This is a genomic window from Clostridium sp. AF27-2AA (genome assembly GCF_003478505.1).
Classification (GTDB): domain Bacteria; phylum Bacillota; class Clostridia; order Lachnospirales; family Lachnospiraceae; genus Brotaphodocola.
The window spans coordinates 40,745-57,617 of record NZ_QUFI01000020.1 but is presented as its reverse complement, the minus strand read 5'-3'; the positions used below and the strand labels follow the sequence as shown (position 1 = coordinate 57,617).

The following is a 16,873-nucleotide window of genomic DNA, read 5'->3' as shown; positions in this document are numbered from 1 at the left end:
AGCTGCATCGTCCGAACACAATACCCATATTTTGCGCAGCGCTATGCCGGGATTACCGGTTTCGGACCTATATTGGTATTGCTCTTAAATTTTTATTTCCCTACAGAATCAAACTCTTTGCAGATCTCCTCTGACGGAGCCTTCGTTGCCAGAGATACGATTACAATTGCCAGTGCGGATACTACGAATGCCGGAAGCAGTTCATAGATATTCCAGGTGCCGCCCATCGGGCGTACCAGGTATTTCCACACGAAAACCATCACGCCGCCTGCTACCATTCCGGCCAGAGCGCCCTGTAAGTTGGTGCGCTTCCAGAATAGGGAGAAGAGTACCAGCGGGCCAAATGCTGAGCCGAAACCTGCCCACGCGAAGGATACGATGTAGAATACGGAGCTGTCGGGATTCCATGCCAGGAAGATGCCGACAATAGCAATGGTGACAACGGTGAGGCGGGCTGCCATCATGGAAGCGGCGGTGCTCATCTTAATCTTTAAGAAATCCTGCAGCAGGTTCTGGGAGACACCGGAGGCTGCGGTTAACAGCTGGGAGTCCGCGGTGGACATGGTGCACGCCAGGATACCGGCCAGAACCACGCCTGCTACTAAGGAAAGCAGGAAATTGTGCTGTCCCAACAGATGCGCGAACTGGATGATGACGGTTTCAGATTCAGAACTCTGGCTGAAAAGCGGGATCGCTCCAGCTACGGAAGCTGCGTAGCCAATGATACCGATTAAGATAGCCACGCACATGGAAATCAGCACCCATACGGTTGCAATCCGGCGGGAAAGGGTAAGCTTTTTCTCATCCTCGATTGCCATGAAACGGAGCAGGATGTGCGGCATGCCGAAATATCCAAGGCCCCATGCCAGGGTAGATACGATGGTCAGCAGGCTGTACGGAGCCGCTGTTCCGGTTGCGCGGTCGTGAATGTGGTTCATGGAAAGGTAACCTGCCAGGGAGGTTGCGTTGCTTACGACTTCATCCCAGCCGCCTGCCATGTGGATACCGTAGAATACGATCACGATCAGGGAAATGGTCATAACGATACTCTGAATCAGGTCAGTAGTAGATACCGCCATAAAGCCGCCCATAACGGTGTAACCGACAATAACGATAGCGCCCACAATCATTGCAACGTGATAATCCACTCCGAACAGGCTGGAGAACAGGGTTCCGATAGCCTTAAATCCGGACGCGGTGTACGGGATAAAGAAAATCAGGATGATGATGGCAGAGATGCACATCAGGATGTTCTTCTGATCATGAAATCTTCTGGAGAAGAAATCCGGAATAGTGATGGCATTGCAGACAACGGAATAGCGGCGAAGCCGCTGTGCCACAATCAGCCAGTTTAAGAAAGTACCGATGCCAAGACCGATGGCGGTCCAGCCTGCGTCTGCGATACCGGAGAGATAAGCCACGCCCGGCAGTCCCATTAAGAGCCAGCTGCTCATGTCGGATGCTTCCGCGCTCATGGCAGTTACAAGCGGTCCCAGTTTCCGACCGCCTAAGTAGAAATCGTCAGCGGAATCACCGCTGCCCTGTTTGCTGAAATAGAATCCAACGTAAACCATTGCTACAAGATAGATCACAATAGCTGCCAGGATTCCGATCTGTCCTGATACCATAGATTTTTCCTCCTCATTCCCATGCTGGTTTTTAGCACCAGCTGTATGATGTGCTCGATTATAGCATGGATTAAAATAGACTACAATACAGAATAAAGTATAGAATGAATACTGTACGATTAATGGAAAATTGTTTAGAAATACTATATTTTATAAGAAAAATAAACTAGACGATAAAAGAAAATAAAATACATACAAAAATTATATTTTTCAGAGGCTGATGTTCTGCGCGGCAAAAAAGCAGCTTCCGGCCGGTTAAGGCTGAAAGCTGCTTAAGAATCCAGGCATTACTTTTGCGGCATATTCCACTAAGGAGTATTCTCCCGAGCAGAGGCACCAGTCATAAAGCAGGGCCCGCTCACACAGGGCATAGAGCTTCACCATCTCGTTGACATTGGAACGGATGCTGAGCTGTCCGTCTGCCTGTCCTTTGGCAATGATCTTTCGCAGGAGCTTATAGTAGATCCGGTTGTGGTCCAGCAGATGCTTTTCTCCACTGGTGGTAAGCTGGGTGGAATACAGTCTTGCCAGAAGATCCAGGGAGATGCTGTTCTCGATCATGCGGAACAGTTCCTGGTTTAAAAAGAGAAGCTGGTCCATGGCATTCATATCTGGTGACAGCTCCTGAATCAGTTCTTCGTATTTTTCGTCAAACAGGGAGCTTAAGGTGGAAAGGAGCGCGTCCTTACCGTCAAAGTAGTGATAAAAGGACCCCTTGGAGGTGCCGGACAGATCGATGATCTCCTCTACCGTGGTGTCCTCATAACCCTGCTCATAGAAGAGCTTCCATGCGGCACTTACAATCTTTCCGCGGGTATTGCGTGCGTTTTTCTTTGCCATAATGTCCTCCTGCTTTTTTCTGTTCTGTTGTTTTGGCGCTTTCCGGGCAGCCGCGTTATTTCCGCCATTTTCGGCTCTTGATTCGCCAGATGCACAGCAGCATGCGGATGAAGCAGTCTGCGGCAATGGCCAGCCATACGCCTGTCACGCCCAGTGCCAGTGGGTGGATCGCCAGCCATACCAGGCCGATCCGCAGTCCCCACATACCGATGATGCTCACCAGAAGGGAGAAACGCACATCGCCGGAGCCGCGGCTGATGCCGCCTGCGATGACGGTAAAGCTGAAGAAGATTTCCGTGGCTGCCGCAATAAACAGCGTTTTGCTGCCCAGGGCAATGACCTCAGGCTCCCGGCTGAACAGGCTGATGATGGGCCTCGAAAAAATGGCAACCGGCACGCAGGCCGCGATAATAACGGCAGAACCGATCCAGCAGATGCGGAAGGCGAACCGGTCCGCCAGATCCCTGCGTCCGGCACCAAGCGCCTGTCCCACCAGCGCGGTAGCTGTGTAGGCGAAGCCGTAGGCGGGCAGATAAAGCAGTCCCTCGGTCTGATTGGTCAGATAGTGCGCTGCCAGGGAAATGGTTCCAAGCCCGGAGATCATGGCTGTTAAGGCTACCTGTCCGGAGGTCAGGGTCAGACGTTCCAGAAGAACCGGAATGCTGATATGCCAGAGCTGACCGAGTACTTGCCGTTCTACATGGTAATCTGTATGGAACGGATTCAGCCGGATCGGTGTTTTGGCAGTTGTCAGGAACACCAGCAGAATGACCAGCAGAAGCATCTGGGAGAGCATGGTGGAGCAGGCCGCTCCCGCCACACCAAGCCCGGCGCCCCAGATGGAAATGGTGTGGGAGCCGATGGACAGGCTTCGTACCGGATAGATCAGGAAAAAGTTTCCGACAATGTTGGCTGCGTTAGAGGTCAGATTGGCAGCCAGCGGGATCCGCGTGTTTCCGGCAGAACGGAAAATTGCGGAGAGTACTACCGAGAGTGTCTGGGCCGTGAGGCCGTAGCCGATGATTTGCATGTAGCGCTGTGCCTGGGGAATGACCTCCGGAGCAGCACCAAGCCAGATGGGGAGCGGATGGCAGATGAGCTCCACGCCAAGAGCCAGCAAAAGACCAAGCACGGCTGCGCACACAAGTCCCTGGGCCGTGATCCGGCGGGAACGAGCATCATCGCCGGAGCCCACTGCATGGGAGATCAGATAGGAAAAGCCCACGCTTAAGGAGGTGATAAAGCCATTGATGAGCCAGATGCTGGAAATGTTGACAGCCACTGCGGCAGTGGCAGAAGCACCGATGGAGCCTACCATGGCGGTGTCTGCCAGGGAAGCCATACAGATCAGAAACTGCTCCAGGATTGCGGGCCAGGCCAGCTTCAGGATGGTACGGTTTAAGTGGCTCTGTGCCTGGTCAGAGAGAATATCCGGCGCCTGTTTATTCATGATCCGGTACCTGGAAACCGTTTTCTTTTAATACCCAGGATGCAACGGCACGGTTGGTATCCAGCCAGGCGCCGTGGGATTTCATGTAGCCGATCAGGCGGCTGAGCATCTGCACGCGGCTGGCCCGGCCTACAAACTGCGGATGCAGCACAAAATTGATCATGCGGCCCTCTGCAGCCAGGGAATCAAATTCCTCCTTCCAGATCTCAAACATCTCATCCGGGGATTTGAGTCCGTAGCGCTCCGGGGCAGCATCGGTATAAAAGTCGTAGGCGGTATCATCGAAAATGGAATCCTTCGGAAGCTCCACCAGAGGAACGGTCTTACCGTCGATCTGATGAAGAAACGGGCCGTCACTGTCGCGCCAGTTGCTGCTGTAAATATAGCCGTGCTCCAAAAACAGGCGCAGGCTGTAGTCATGGATAACGCCGCCCGGTGCCCGGTGTCCGGCAATCTTCTGCCCGGTCAGATCGTAGATGATCTTCTCACTGCGGTGCATGGTGGCATCTTCCTGCTCATAGGTAGTTTTTGTGGATTCCTCATGCAGATAGCCATGAAAGCCGATGTCGTGTCCTCTGCGTGCAATCTCCCTCACGACCTCTGGGTAATGCTCAGCAACTACACCGGGAATGAAAAAGGTTGCCTTTACCTGGTGGCTGTCCAGCATGTCGAGGATGCGCGGCACACCCTGTTTGGGGCCGTAGGCGCCGCGGGAAAGGTTTGTCATATGGGCAGTACTGCCGTCACCGTGCGTGGTCCACATCGTTTCTGCGTCCAGGTCAAATGCCATCATCACGGCAATCCGTTTGTTGTCAGGCCAGTTCATCATGCTCTGTTTCCTCCGTTCTGCTTCTGTACATAACGCGCTACATCCTCGCAGGTGGTAATCCATGCGCCGTGATTCTGCATATAGGCAATGAATTCGCCCACCATGCCGATGCGGCTCGCGCGGCCGATCATCTGCGGATGCAGCTTTAAGATGAAGATCTTGTTGCCCTCCAGGGCCAGACCGTCAAATTCCTGCTTCCAGTTGCCTAAGACCTTCCGGTTCGGGTACATACAGCGGACAGCAGGATCGCTGAAGGTGAAATAGTAATAGGTAAAGTCATCCATGGTGATATCGTTCGGGAGCTCTACCAGAGGCAGCTCCTTTTGATCCTTTTCCCAGAGATAAGCCCAGTCACAGTCCTTCATGGAAGAGCTGTACAGATAGCCCCGCTCTGTCAGAAGCTCCGGCATAAAATCCTGGAGCACGCTTTCCGGTGCCCGGTGTCCTACCGGCTTTTTTCCGGTGATCTCTGCGAGCAGCGCTTCACTTTTATCCAGGATTTTTATCATTTCGTCCCGGGAAAGCTCCGGATCGGATTCATGCCGGTAGCCGTGGCAGGCTAGCTCATGGCCGCGCCGGTGAATTTCCTCTACGGTGTCCCGGTAGGTCTCGATCACAGCACCCGGCACAAAAAAGGTAGATTTGATGTTCATGGTATCTAACATATTGAGGCATCTGGCCAGTCCCTCATGAGGGCCGTACTGACCTCGTGAAAAATCGGTAAAGCCAATGGTTGTCCCCTTGCTTTTGGCGCGGGATATCCGTAAAAATTCAGCGTCATAATCAAATGTAACCATCACGGCAATACGTTTGCCGTCTGGCCAGGAAAACGCTGGTCCGTTTGTTTTTCCATCTGCAATGTACATAAAATGCTCCTTTCGCGGTCTGAAAACTCTCTCTTAACATAAGAAGAGTTTCCCTTTCGTAGTTCGATTATAAGCATGGGAAAGATCAATGTCAACCGCCCTGTCGGGTATAACCGCGCGGCCCTGTTCTTATAAATATTTCGTATGGAAATTTATGAATAATATTCACCGGTTTAGTTGAAATGGGGAAATAAAAGTGATATAATCAGCCGGAATGTTTATTTTTATGCACAATTATACACATGAGGAGGAATGAAATTATGAAAAAACATATTCTTTTCGCAGCCGGTGCAATGCTGGCAGCTGTGCTTATGACCGGATGCGGCAGCAAGCCGGCAGAAACCACCGCGGCCGCAACAGCTGCTGAGACAGAGAGCACTGCAGCAGAGACAACACAAGCAGCAGGCAGCGAAGCAGAGAGCAGTGAGGCTGAGGTATCTGCAGATAATCCGTTTGCAGGCAAGACCGTGAAGGTTGGCTGTTCCGCAACCTTTGTTCCGTTTGAATCCATTGAGATGGCAGCAGACGGAAGCAAGACCTATGTTGGCATGAATATTGATATTGTTAAGGCAATCGTTGAGAAAAACGGCGGTAGCGTTGAGTTTGTAGATATGCCGTTTAAGAGCCTGATGGCAGCAATCCAGGCCGGCCAGATTGATTTCTGCAGCGGCGGCATGGCACCGACCGAGGAGCGTGAGAAGACTCTGGATTTCTCCGAGATCTTTTTCTATCCGAGAAATGCGATCGTTTACCGCGCAGAGGATGATTACCCGGATCTGGATTCCCTTCAGGGCAAGACCGTAGCATATGTATTTGGTACCAACTATCAGCAGGTAGCTGAGAGTATCCCGGATGTAAACGCAGTTGGTATTCAGGGAAGCCCGGCCTGCATCGAGGAAGTAAAGAGTAAACGTGCAGATGCCTGCATCATTGATGGCGCCGGCGCAAGCGAATTCCTGAAGAACAACGATACGTTAAAGATGAGCCTTCTGGACAAGACCGATGACTGCTTTGCAATCGGCTTCCCGAAGGAGTCTCCGTACTATGAGACTTTCAACAACACTCTGAAAGAGATGATGGATGACGGCGAGTTAAACAAGATCATCGCGGAGCACTTAAGCGAGCAGTTCATCCTGGATTAATTTTGAAAAGAAAGGAAATCATATGAAGCTTGATTTTAGCAGTGTCTGGCAGTATTGGCCGTTCTTATACCATGGTGCAGTGACTACTTTAAAAATAACAGCCATGGCGGCGGTACTTGGATTTATACTGGGTGTGCTTCTGTCGTTGATTAAGATCAGCAAATGTAAGCCCCTTGTCTGGTTTGGTAACTTTTACACCTCGATCTTCCGTGGTACCCCGCTTCTGGTACAGCTCTGTATCGTGCATTTTGGCCTTCCGCAGTTAACCGGTATGACCCTTACCACGATGCAGTCCGGTGTGCTGACCTTCTCACTGAACTCAGCTGCATATATTTCCGAGATTTTCCGTGGCGGAATCAATGCCATTGACCGCGGACAGTATGAGGCTGCCATGTCCCTGGGTGTGGGTTATCGGGACATGATGAAGGATATCATCCTTCCGCAGGCAGTCAAGCATATCCTGCCGAGCCTGGTAAATGAGGCAATTTCCCTGTTAAAAGAGTCTTCCATCCTTTCCTATATCGGAGCGGTGGAACTGCTTCGTGCAGCAGACCAGATCACGGTACTGACCTTCCGGTTCTTTGAGCCGTATCTGGTGATCGCATTGATCTATTATGTTTTTGTCATGCTGCTGTCTATGGTAGCCAGTCGTGTAGAAAGGTGGGTGAACCGAAGTGATCGAGTTTCATGATGTCCATAAGAGCTTTGGCTCTCTTGAAGTGTTAAAAGGAATCAATTTAAAGATTGAAAAGAGCCAGGTTGTTACCCTGATCGGCCCTTCTGGTTCCGGTAAATCCACGATCCTGCGGTGCATGAACCTGCTGGAGCGGCCGACCAGCGGCCAGGTGCTCATTGAAGGACAGGACATTACGGCACCGAAGACCGACATTCAGAAGATCCGCAAGGATATCGGCATGGTGTTCCAGCATTTCAATCTGTTTCCGCATATGACAGTCATGGAAAACATGGTCTATGCGCCGATCCGGGTCAATAAGATGCCGAAGGATCAGGCGAAGGAAAAGGCTCTGGAGCTTTTAAAGCTGGTCGGCCTGACCGAGAAGGCAGACGTGTATCCGGGCAAGCTTTCCGGAGGACAGAAGCAGCGTATAGCCATCGCGCGGGCGCTGGCCATGGAGCCGAAGATCATGCTGTTCGATGAGCCGACCAGCGCCCTGGATCCGGAGATGGTAAAAGAGGTTCTGGAGGTAATCAAGGGTCTGGCCCACACCGGGATCACCATGGCGCTTGTTACCCACGAGATGGGCTTTGCAAGGGAAGTTTCCGACCGCATCTGCTTCATCGATAACGGGCAGATCGTGGAGGACTCCAACCCGGCCGAATTCTTTTCAAACCCGAAGAGCGAGCGTGCACAGAACTTCCTCGAGAAGGTGCTGTAGATCATATTGCAGAATGCCGGACGGCAGTGCGTACAAAAAATACGTACTGCCGTTTTTGCATAAAAGATTTGACATTCCTGCCGCGACAGGATATAGTTCTTAATACATTGCTGTTTTCCGGCCGGGCAGATTGCAATGGATAAAAAGAAGAAAGGCAGGGATGTTATGACTGTTTACCAGGAATTACAGTTAAGCTCCGCAGGATCGAAGAATCTGATCCGGCGGTCAGAAAATAAAGAAGAAAAAAAGCGTCATATTTTTATTTATAACGCGAAGGTGTATCTTGTGGTAGCGTTTTGCTTTGCGGTGGTGACCGCCTTCAGCCTGCTGTTTGGTTCAGCCAACAGCATCGCGGGCGTGGTGGTGCTTCTGGCTCTTCTGGTGCTGCGTCAGGCAGATTTCGGAATCCGCACGTCGCACGGACTCATCTGTATCGGATTGATCTTCGGCGTGCTGATCGCAGGTCCGCGCCTCTCCAATATGCTGCCACCGGGATATGCGTTTCTTGCAAACTGTATCTTCATCATGATTCTGATGGTGCTGGGCTGCCACAATGTGATCATGTCGAATCATTCTACATTCGTTCTGAGCTATTTGCTGCTTCAGGGCTACGATGTCAGCGGAGCCGATTATGAAAAACGTATCGTGGGACTGCTTTTGGGAATGGTCATCTGCATGGCTGTATTTTATAAAAATCAGAGACTGCGTCCGTACCGCAGAAGCTTTCTGGATCTGTTCCGGGAATTCCATTTCCGTTCGGCAAGAAACTGGTGGTATATCCGTATGACGCTGACGGTCTCCACGGCACTTCTCATCATGAATCTTCTGGGAATTTCCAGAGCCATGTGGGCCGGAATTGCCTGCATGTCCGTGTGCCTGCCATTTTCCGGGGATATGCAGCCAAGGGCGAAAATCCGTGGCTTATACAATGTTCTGGGCTGTGCGGTATTCGCTGTTTTATATTTTCTGCTGCCCCAGTCCCTGCATCCATATCTGGGCATTTTGGGCGGAATTGGTGTCGGTTATTCTGCCGGATACGCATGGCAGACGGTGTTTAATACCTTCGGTGCACTTTATATTGCGTCCGGGGCCTTTGGACTAGTGGGAGCCATTGTCTTAAGAATCGGGACCAACGTGGGAGCAGCAGCTTATACCATGCTGTTAGATCAGATCTTAAACCGGCTGTTTGGCCGCGAAATGAAAAGGAGAGAAGGCTATGTTTGAGAGAGTTGAGTATACCGTAGCAAGAATTGACGGAGATTACGCATACTTACAGCGGGTGGACGATCCGTCCGCAGAAGAAAAATGCGTGGCAAGAGCGCTGCTTCCGGCAGAGATCAGCGAAGGCTGCCGCGTAGCATATGAGATGCTGGAATACAGTATGGCATAAAAGTGAATAAGCGGTATAACCCCTCAGAGTTCTTCATAGACTGTAAAAAAGAATTCTGAGGGGTTTTCTTTTGAAGGATTATATCGAAGAGCGGGCCGTTGCCATTGCCAATTACATCATAGACCACAATGCCACGGTACGGCAGACGGCGAAGAAATTTGGGATAAGCAAGAGCACGGTCCACAAGGACGTCACGGACCGGCTGGAGTACATAAATCCGGCGCTGGCAGCCCGGGCCAGGATCGTGCTGAACATCAACAAATCCGAGCGCCATATCCGCGGCGGCATGGCCACCCGGGAGAAATATCAGCACCGCGTTGCTATCTGCAGCCGGGAGGAGGAATCGAGATAACAAAAATGAGCGGCGTGTTCAGTCATGCCGCTCATTTTCGTTGTCCCAGGTTTCGCAGAACCGTGCCGCAAAGGAAGGTTCTTCTCCTGCCGCGTAAAGATGGGAAATATCCCCAAAGGCGTTGGCCCTAAAGCTTGCGATGCCCTGCCGCCGTTCTTCGGTATAGATGGTGGTGACGGAGGATGCTGCCGCGCACAGGCCGTGCCACAGCGGCATCGGGGAAACGTGCAGCAGGTGGCTTAACAGCACACATTCCACGCCGAAGTGGCAGAACAGCACGATGGTATCGCGGTTTGGTCGGACAGCCCGGTAGTACAGGCCTTCGCGTTCATAGCCGTGAAATGCCAGAAGCCGGTCAAATTCTTTGGTAACCCACTTGTATTCCTGCTCTGCATTCACAGAACGCATGGCATCCGTGTGATACCATTCCTCCGGGTCATAGTAGCGGAGTTCTTTTGTCCAGATTTCCGGCAGCCAGTCCCAGATGCTGGTGCTGCGGTCCATGCCGGGCTTTACAATGCGGGGAGAAAACTCCCGGAGCCATTCCTTTGTCTCAGCAGTGCGCCCCAGCTTCTTTAAAGTCAGGGATGCGGTATCCTTCGCCCGCCCCAGCGGCGAAACATAGTAGGCATCTGCCGGAGTTTTTACAAGCCGTTCAGAAAGCAGTTCCGCTTCCTTCCAGCCGGTGGGAGTCAGGGAGTCAATGGAGTAGTCCGGGTCAGCGTGTCTTACGATTACAAGTTTCATGAAGAGTTCCTTTCATGCTTTATCCAAGCTTTACTTTACATTCTTTCTTATAGCAGGCAATGCCGTATTTGATGATGGTTTTCATGCCGTCTTCTTCCAGGCTGGCGGCATATTGCTGGTCTTCAATCTGTGCAAGTGCTTTATCGCAGGCAGCATCCAGATTTCTGTCATCTGCATATTTCAGTTCAATCACGATGCCAATGCGGTTTTCTGGTATTTTGATCAGAATATCACTGTAACCGATTCCGGATTCTGCATTGGATTTTATGATCCAGTTTTCTTTAAAGCGGAGCAGGCCCAGAAGAATTCCATGATAAAAGTTTTCCTTTTTCTCTTTCGTGGCATTGTCGCGGACACTGATCATATTCCAGAGATAGTCATCAAACAGCGTTTCAATCACGGCAGCATTCCTTTCAGGAAATGCGCTGCAGAAGGTGGAAATGGTTTCTTTATTGGCTCTGGATGTTTCCTTAAACCAGATGCGGATCTGATCGATAAACAGTCTCCGGATTTCCTGGTTGGGAATCATGAGCTGGTATGGATTGTCACGGATTCCGCTTTTGGTTGTCAGATATCCGGTAGTGAAAAGTACACTCCACAGATTTTCAATGCTCTGATCCAGTTCATTGTAAGTCAGTTCCTGGTGAATATCTTTGGAAATGGATTTCCCGGCAATCAGGTCTTCCATTTCGTTTCGGGTCTGTGCGCCAGCCATGTCAATAAATCTGCGCACAATGGCATTGCCGCTGGTGTTCAGCCAGTAGTTCTGCGGCGGGAGTGCGGGATCACTCAGGTGATCTGCACAATAATTGATGACATCCCATGGGCAGTACACATCCATATTTCCAAAATGATAGCCGTCATACCAGGTCCGGACTGTTTCATAATTTGATTCCAGGCCATAGTAATGAAGCAGTTTTTTTACATCGGAATCGGTAAAACCAAAATATTCATCAAAAGCGGTGCTGGTGATGGAGTAAATCTTAAAATTGTTGAGTCCAGTAAATACGCTCTCTTTTGTGATGCGAAGACATCCGGTCAGCACAGCAAATTTCAGGCTGTTGTTTGTTTTCAATGCATTTCCAAGCATGGTGCGGATCAGGGAAATCATTTCGTTGTAGTAACCATGCTGAAAGGCTTTATCGAGTGGAACATCATATTCATCAATGAGAATGATGACTTCCTTCTGGAAATGTTTGGCAAGGAGCAGGGATATATTGCGCAGGGCAGCAGGAAGGGCTTCATTTGGCATGGAAAAAATACCATTTTCTACCTGTACATAGCCGCGGTAAAGGTCCTTTTCCGTGTCTGTCAGATTTGTACTTTCAGCCAGAAATGGAAATCTGGCCGCTTCCATGCCGATGATATCTTTCATGGCAGCAACAGCGTCTGCGTATGTCTGCCCGTCGACGCCCTTCAGTGTTATGGAAATGACAGGAAACTGCCCCATATAGGCATCACACAGCGCAGTGTTTTGGAAAATATCCAGACCGTCAAAGAGCATTTTATTGCATCCAATCTCAAAGAAATTCTGCAGCATGCTCATATTCAGGGATTTTCCAAAGCGGCGTGGTCGTGTGAACAGATTTACTTCGCTGGGGTTCTTTAACAGCTGCTCAATCAGACGTGTTTTATCCACATAGTAAAAGCCGCTGGTTCGTATTTTGGAAAAGCTTTCGATTCCAATAGGAAGTTTCAGTTGTTCGCGCAAAAGATGGATGCCTCCTTTCCAGAGTGTTTTCTGTCATTCCATTTTACCATTTCAGCCCCGCCGAAACAAGCAATAGATTTTTTCTTGTGTATTCGCTGCATATGGTCTAAAATGGAGAAAGAAAAAATTCCAATACGGAGGACTCACAATGAAAAACATCTTAGTTGCTATGCCATTCAACGATACGCACAAAGCTTATATCGAAAAAATCGGAACCGGCTGCGAGTTTCACTATACCACCATCAAAACTGCCACTGCAGAGGAGGTAAAGGCAGCGGACATCATTTTCGGCAACATCAGTCCGGAGCTTGTGAAGCAGAATGACCATCTGGAGTGGATGCAGTTAAATTCTGCAGGCTCTGACCAGTACTGCAAGCCGGGAGTCATCGGTCCGGATACGATTCTGACCTGTGCCACCGGTGCTTATGGTCTGTCTGTTTCCGAGCATATGGTTTCCATGTCCATGATGCTCTGCCGCAAGATGGATTTATATATGAAGAATCAGATCAACCATGAGTGGAAGGAAGAGGGCAGCGTAACATCCATCTGGAATTCCACCACACTGGTAGCAGGTCTTGGTGATATCGGAAGTGAGTATGCAAAACGCATGAAGGCGCTGGGAAGTCATGTTATTGGTATTCGCCGCAACGTGGCAGAGAAGCCGGATTTCATCGACGAACTCTACACCATGGACCAGCTGGATGAGGTTTTACCGAAGGTGGATTTCGCGGTATTTATTCTGCCAAGTACCCCGGCAACCCATCACATCATGGATGAGCGCCGCCTGCGCCTCATGAAGCCGGGCAGTTATCTCATCAACGCAGGACGCGGCGATGCAGTGGACTGCGATGCGTTAAATAAAGTCCTGCGCGAGGGCGGTGCGCTGGCCGGTTGTGCGTTAGATGTAACTGAGCCGGAGCCGCTTCCGGCAGATCATCCCCTCTGGGATGCGCCGCGCACCATCATAACCCCGCACAGCGCAGGAAAGTTCCATCTGCGTGAAACCTTTGAGCGCATTGTACGGATTACCGGGGAGAATCTGGAGAAATATCTGGCTGGAGAGAAGGATAAGATGCGCAATCAGGTAGATGTGAAGACTGGAAACCGGAAATAATATCATGAAGTACATGCATACATTCTGTCCCGGAAGAATAGGTTATTACTATCAAATTTTTTCGGGGAGGCTGTTATGGGAAAGAAAAAAAGCGGAAAGGTGCTGTTGGTGGCGGCTCTTCTGGCCTGGGTCTTCGTGGTGCGGTTTCTGACGGCCTGCAGCGTGGAGAAGGATGACCTGAAAAAGGTGCGTGACCTGGAATTCACCGTAGTCGGGGAGACAGATCTTCCAGAGGAGCTTAAGCAGGTGATCGGGGAGAAAAAGACGGCACCGTTTAAAATGACCTACACCGATGATCAGAATCTTTACATAGCAGTGGGCTACGGGGAGCAGGAGAACGGGGGCTACAGCATTTCAGTGAGGGAGCTTTACCTGACGGAGAATGCAATCGTGGCAGATACGGAGCTTCTGGGACCGGAGAGCGCGGAACAGACCGGAGCAGAAAAATCGTATCCGTACATTGTCGTAAAAACCGAATATCTGGAGGAACCGGTTATATTCCAGTGATTTACTAGGAATTCTTCTGCAGGCACTTGTATTTCTTTCATATCATATGGTAAAATAAAAGCTAAAATTCTAACATATATTGCGGAGGCCTGGGAATATGATTTTGAAAGATATCTGGATGGATGTAAAAGCCGTACAGGAGCGTGACCCGGCAGCGCGGAGTGCCCTGGAGGTGCTTCTTCTCTACCAGGGCGTGCATGCCCTGATCTGGCACCGGTTTGCCCACTGGTTTTATAAGCACCACATGTTTTTTATTGCGCGCCTGATCTCTCAGATCGCGCGCTTCTTTACCCTGATCGAGATTCATCCCGGCGCACAGCTGGGGCATGGCATTTTAATTGACCATGGCTGTGGCGTGGTTATCGGTGAGACAACGGTAGTCGGAGATAACTGTACCATTTACCAGGGCGTTACCCTGGGCGGTGTCGGCCTGAACAAGGGAAAACGTCATCCTACTCTGGGCAACAATGTCACCGTAGGCTGCGGCGCCAAAATTCTGGGCGCTTTCGAGGTCGGAGACAACTGCCAGATTGCGGCGAACGCGGTTCTGTTAAAACCGCTGGACAACGATACCACGGCAGTGGGCATCCCGGCGCAGCCGATTAAGGTGGCAGGTGTTCCCATTGAAAACCGAAAAAGAGCGGTGACCGTGGAACATTTTGAGAAGATGGAACAGCGCGTGAAAGAACTGGAGGCGGAGCTGGAGCGTCTGAGAGCGGAACTGGCAGAGAACTCCGGGGAAAACTGAGCAAAGCGCCTGGGTTGGCGCGGTATCATAAAAAGAGAAGCACTCACATAGACTTTCTGTAAAGGGTTTCTGATATGGAAAGAAAGGTGGGTGCTTTTTTATGCTGGAACTGGAAAAACAGAATCTGCGCAGAAACCGTCTGAAAAGCCAGACGGGAACGCAGGTAACCCTGGATGATGATTTTATTGTTCCGGATACGATGAGTGATATGGCTGAGGTGATCCTGGATTCCGGAATCATCCAGCTGGAGCCGGTGAAGGTGCAGCGGGAGCGGATCACAGTGCGGGGAAAGCTGGATTTTCATGTGCTTTACCGGAAGGAAGAGGGCGGCCTGCAGGCCCTTGGAGGGTCAATTCCCTTTGAGGAGGCCATAAACGTGCCGGATCTGGATGAGAAGGATTATGTCAGTGTCTCTTGGCAGCTTGAGGACCTGAATACGGAAATGATCCATTCCAGAAAGCTTGGGATCAAGGCCATTGTGACGCTGGAGGCGAAGGCAGAAAGCCTGTATGATACAGAGGCAGCCGTGGATGTGCGTGGGGAAGATGATGAAATCCATCTCCAGGTAAGGCGGGAGCGGATTCCGGCAGCGGCCATTGCCCTGCGCAGAAAAGATACCTATCGCTTAAAGCAGGACATCACGCTTCCGGGCAGCAAACCGGTCATCGAACGGATGCTGTGGACGGAAATGAAGCTTGCCGGGTGTCAGGCAAAGCCGCTGGACGGTCAGATCCATCTGGAGGGAACCCTGATGATATTTGCCCTCTATGAGGGCGGGGAGAGCGGTATGGTCCAGTGGGTGGAGGAAAGCATTCCGTTTTCCGGTGAAGTGGAGATGCAGGGTGCCGCTGCGGATATGATACCGATCATCGGCCTGAAGCTGATTCACCGTGATCTGGAGGAAAGGCCGGATTACGACGGGGAGATGCGGGAGCTTTCCGTGGACGCGGTCATTGAGCTGGATGTGCGCCTTTATGAGGAACAGGAGCTGGAGCTTCTGCAGGATTTGTATGCCACAAACCGGGAAATTGTTCTGGACACTGGTGAGGCGGTCTTTGACCAGATCCTGACCCGCAATTTCGGAAAATGCCGCGTTGCGGAAAAGGTGGAGATGGAGACGGATCCCAGGGTGCTGCAGATCTGTCACAGCAGCGGCAGCGTAAAGCTGGACGGGGTGGAGGTCCGGGAGAACGAGCTGGCGGTGGATGGTGTTCTGGAGGTGAAGCTTCTGTATCTGACAGATGAAGACGCAAGGCCGGTGCAGGCTGCGACCCGCCTGGTGCCCTTCCATTATGAGGCAGAGACGCCTGGTATCACGGAGGACAGCATCTGGTACCTGGAGCCGGGGCTGGAGCAGCTTACCGCGGTTATGGCGGGAGGCGGACAGGCGGAACTGCGCGGAGTGATCACGCTGGATCTGTTTGTTTTGCAGCCGGAGACAAGACAGATAATCCTGCAGGCTCAGGTTCATCCTGTGGACACAGAAAAAATGAAAGCCATGCCTGGTATTGTCGGTTACCTTGTACAGCCGGGAGATAGTCTGTGGGATGTGGCGAAGCGTTTTCATACTACAGAAAAATCCATACTGGAGGCCAATGAATTGCCGGGGGATGCCATCAAAGCGGGAGACTGCCTGATTCTGGTGAAAGAAATTTAAGGTGTCGCGCACAAAAAAGAAAAAAATGCGTATGATGTAGTATAAGACATCGCTGGTCACTGCATCAGGCTGGTGCTTTTTATAGATCAGGGAGACCTGGGCGGCGCATGCTGTACTTGCAAGCAGCATCTGCCGCCTACATAGCGTTGCGCGGGAGCGTTTCTTATGGTACGATGATAGCCGTAGTACAAAGGGGAAGAACGATGTCAGAAGAAAATTATACCTATATTCTGGAGTGCGCGGACGGCACCCTCTACTGCGGATGGACAAACCATCTGAAGGAGCGGGTGGCGGCCCACAATGCCGGAAAGGGTGCCAAATACACAAAAAACCGCCGGCCTGTGGTGCTGAAGTATTACGAAACCTTCAGCACGAAGCAGGAGGCCATGCGGCGGGAGTGGGCGGTCAAGCAGTTAAGCCGGAAGGAAAAACTGGCTCTGATCGGACAGTTTGAAGAGCAGAAGATGTCAGAACAGCAGTAAAAAGCCGCCGGCC

The 16,873-nt window shown here is 51.1% G+C and carries 18 protein-coding genes; 11 read left to right on the top strand and 7 right to left on the bottom strand.

Annotated features, from left to right (window positions below):
• Window positions 1-92: 92 nt before the first annotated feature.
• The 5 genes from DWY84_RS11805 to DWY84_RS11785 form a co-directional block, all read right to left on the bottom strand.
• The gene (locus DWY84_RS11805) at window positions 93-1,628 is read right to left on the bottom strand and encodes a sodium/proline symporter (RefSeq protein ID WP_118533537.1); all 1,536 of its coding nucleotides are present in this window, start codon (window positions 1,626-1,628) and stop codon (window positions 93-95) included.
• Window positions 1,629-1,883: 255 nt separating this feature from the next.
• Complete coding sequence (locus DWY84_RS11800) at window positions 1,884-2,468, bottom strand: TetR/AcrR family transcriptional regulator (protein ID WP_118533535.1); 585 nt, start codon at window positions 2,466-2,468, stop codon at window positions 1,884-1,886.
• A gap of 55 nt (window positions 2,469-2,523) precedes the next feature.
• Entirely contained in the window at window positions 2,524-3,918 is a 1,395-nt protein-coding gene (locus DWY84_RS11795; protein ID WP_118533533.1) for an MATE family efflux transporter, read from the bottom strand.
• Window positions 3,911-4,747: a polysaccharide deacetylase gene (locus tag DWY84_RS11790; RefSeq protein ID WP_118533531.1), complete on the bottom strand. Its 837-nt coding sequence runs from the start codon at window positions 4,745-4,747 to the stop codon at window positions 3,911-3,913. Before DWY84_RS11790 ends, DWY84_RS11795 begins: the two co-directional genes overlap by 8 nt.
• A complete protein-coding gene (locus DWY84_RS11785; RefSeq protein WP_118533529.1) occupies window positions 4,744-5,613 on the bottom strand; it encodes a polysaccharide deacetylase in 870 nt (289 codons plus the stop codon). Before DWY84_RS11785 ends, DWY84_RS11790 begins: the two co-directional genes overlap by 4 nt.
• 260 nt (window positions 5,614-5,873) lie before the next feature.
• Here DWY84_RS11785 and DWY84_RS11780 point away from each other — a divergent pair, with 260 nt between their 5' ends.
• The 6 genes from DWY84_RS11780 (at window position 5,874) to spoIIID (ending at window position 9,894) form a co-directional block, all read left to right on the top strand.
• Window positions 5,874-6,755: a transporter substrate-binding domain-containing protein gene (locus tag DWY84_RS11780; RefSeq protein ID WP_243024840.1), complete on the top strand. Its 882-nt coding sequence runs from the start codon at window positions 5,874-5,876 to the stop codon at window positions 6,753-6,755.
• Window positions 6,756-6,777: 22 nt separating this feature from the next.
• Window positions 6,778-7,446, top strand: coding sequence for an amino acid ABC transporter permease (locus tag DWY84_RS11775; RefSeq protein WP_118533525.1), 669 nt, complete (start codon window positions 6,778-6,780; stop codon window positions 7,444-7,446).
• Complete coding sequence (locus DWY84_RS11770; protein WP_118533523.1) at window positions 7,430-8,152, top strand: amino acid ABC transporter ATP-binding protein; 723 nt, start codon at window positions 7,430-7,432, stop codon at window positions 8,150-8,152. Before DWY84_RS11775 ends, DWY84_RS11770 begins: the two co-directional genes overlap by 17 nt.
• Window positions 8,153-8,287: 135 nt before the next feature.
• Complete coding sequence (locus DWY84_RS11765) at window positions 8,288-9,376, top strand: FUSC family protein (protein WP_347560794.1); 1,089 nt, start codon at window positions 8,288-8,290, stop codon at window positions 9,374-9,376.
• Window positions 9,369-9,542 (top strand): chorismate--pyruvate lyase, encoded by a 174-nt coding sequence (locus DWY84_RS11760; RefSeq protein ID WP_118533521.1) that lies wholly within the window; start codon window positions 9,369-9,371, stop codon window positions 9,540-9,542. The genes DWY84_RS11765 and DWY84_RS11760 overlap by 8 nt, the downstream gene beginning before the upstream one ends.
• Window positions 9,543-9,612: 70 nt before the next feature.
• Entirely contained in the window at window positions 9,613-9,894 is a 282-nt protein-coding gene (gene spoIIID, locus DWY84_RS11755; protein ID WP_118533519.1) for a sporulation transcriptional regulator SpoIIID, read from the top strand.
• An 18-nt stretch (window positions 9,895-9,912) separates the two neighbouring features.
• Here the strand turns inward: spoIIID and DWY84_RS11750 are convergent, their stop codons facing one another.
• Both DWY84_RS11750 and DWY84_RS11745 read right to left on the bottom strand, forming a co-directional pair.
• Complete coding sequence (locus tag DWY84_RS11750; RefSeq protein ID WP_118533517.1) at window positions 9,913-10,641, bottom strand: histidine phosphatase family protein; 729 nt, start codon at window positions 10,639-10,641, stop codon at window positions 9,913-9,915.
• Window positions 10,642-10,660: 19 nt separating this feature from the next.
• On the bottom strand, window positions 10,661-12,352 hold the full coding sequence (locus tag DWY84_RS11745; protein WP_118533515.1) for an AAA family ATPase: 1,692 nt from the start codon (window positions 12,350-12,352) through the stop codon (window positions 10,661-10,663).
• Between the two features lie 148 nt (window positions 12,353-12,500).
• Between DWY84_RS11745 and DWY84_RS11740 the strand changes: the two genes are divergently transcribed.
• The 5 genes from DWY84_RS11740 to DWY84_RS11720 all read left to right on the top strand — a co-directional run bounded on the left by DWY84_RS11740 (window position 12,501) and on the right by DWY84_RS11720 (window position 16,860).
• Window positions 12,501-13,466: a D-2-hydroxyacid dehydrogenase gene (locus DWY84_RS11740; protein ID WP_118533513.1), complete on the top strand. Its 966-nt coding sequence runs from the start codon at window positions 12,501-12,503 to the stop codon at window positions 13,464-13,466.
• Window positions 13,467-13,541: 75 nt separating this feature from the next.
• Window positions 13,542-13,973: a protease complex subunit PrcB family protein gene (locus tag DWY84_RS11735; protein ID WP_118533511.1), complete on the top strand. Its 432-nt coding sequence runs from the start codon at window positions 13,542-13,544 to the stop codon at window positions 13,971-13,973.
• Between the two features lie 97 nt (window positions 13,974-14,070).
• On the top strand, window positions 14,071-14,721 hold the full coding sequence (gene cysE / locus DWY84_RS11730) for a serine O-acetyltransferase (RefSeq protein ID WP_118533509.1): 651 nt from the start codon (window positions 14,071-14,073) through the stop codon (window positions 14,719-14,721).
• A gap of 100 nt (window positions 14,722-14,821) precedes the next feature.
• Entirely contained in the window at window positions 14,822-16,378 is a 1,557-nt protein-coding gene (locus DWY84_RS11725) for an SPOCS domain-containing protein (RefSeq protein ID WP_118533507.1), read from the top strand.
• Between the two features lie 203 nt (window positions 16,379-16,581).
• Window positions 16,582-16,860 (top strand): GIY-YIG nuclease family protein, encoded by a 279-nt coding sequence (locus DWY84_RS11720; protein WP_118533505.1) that lies wholly within the window; start codon window positions 16,582-16,584, stop codon window positions 16,858-16,860.
• Window positions 16,861-16,873: the final 13 nt, after the last annotated feature.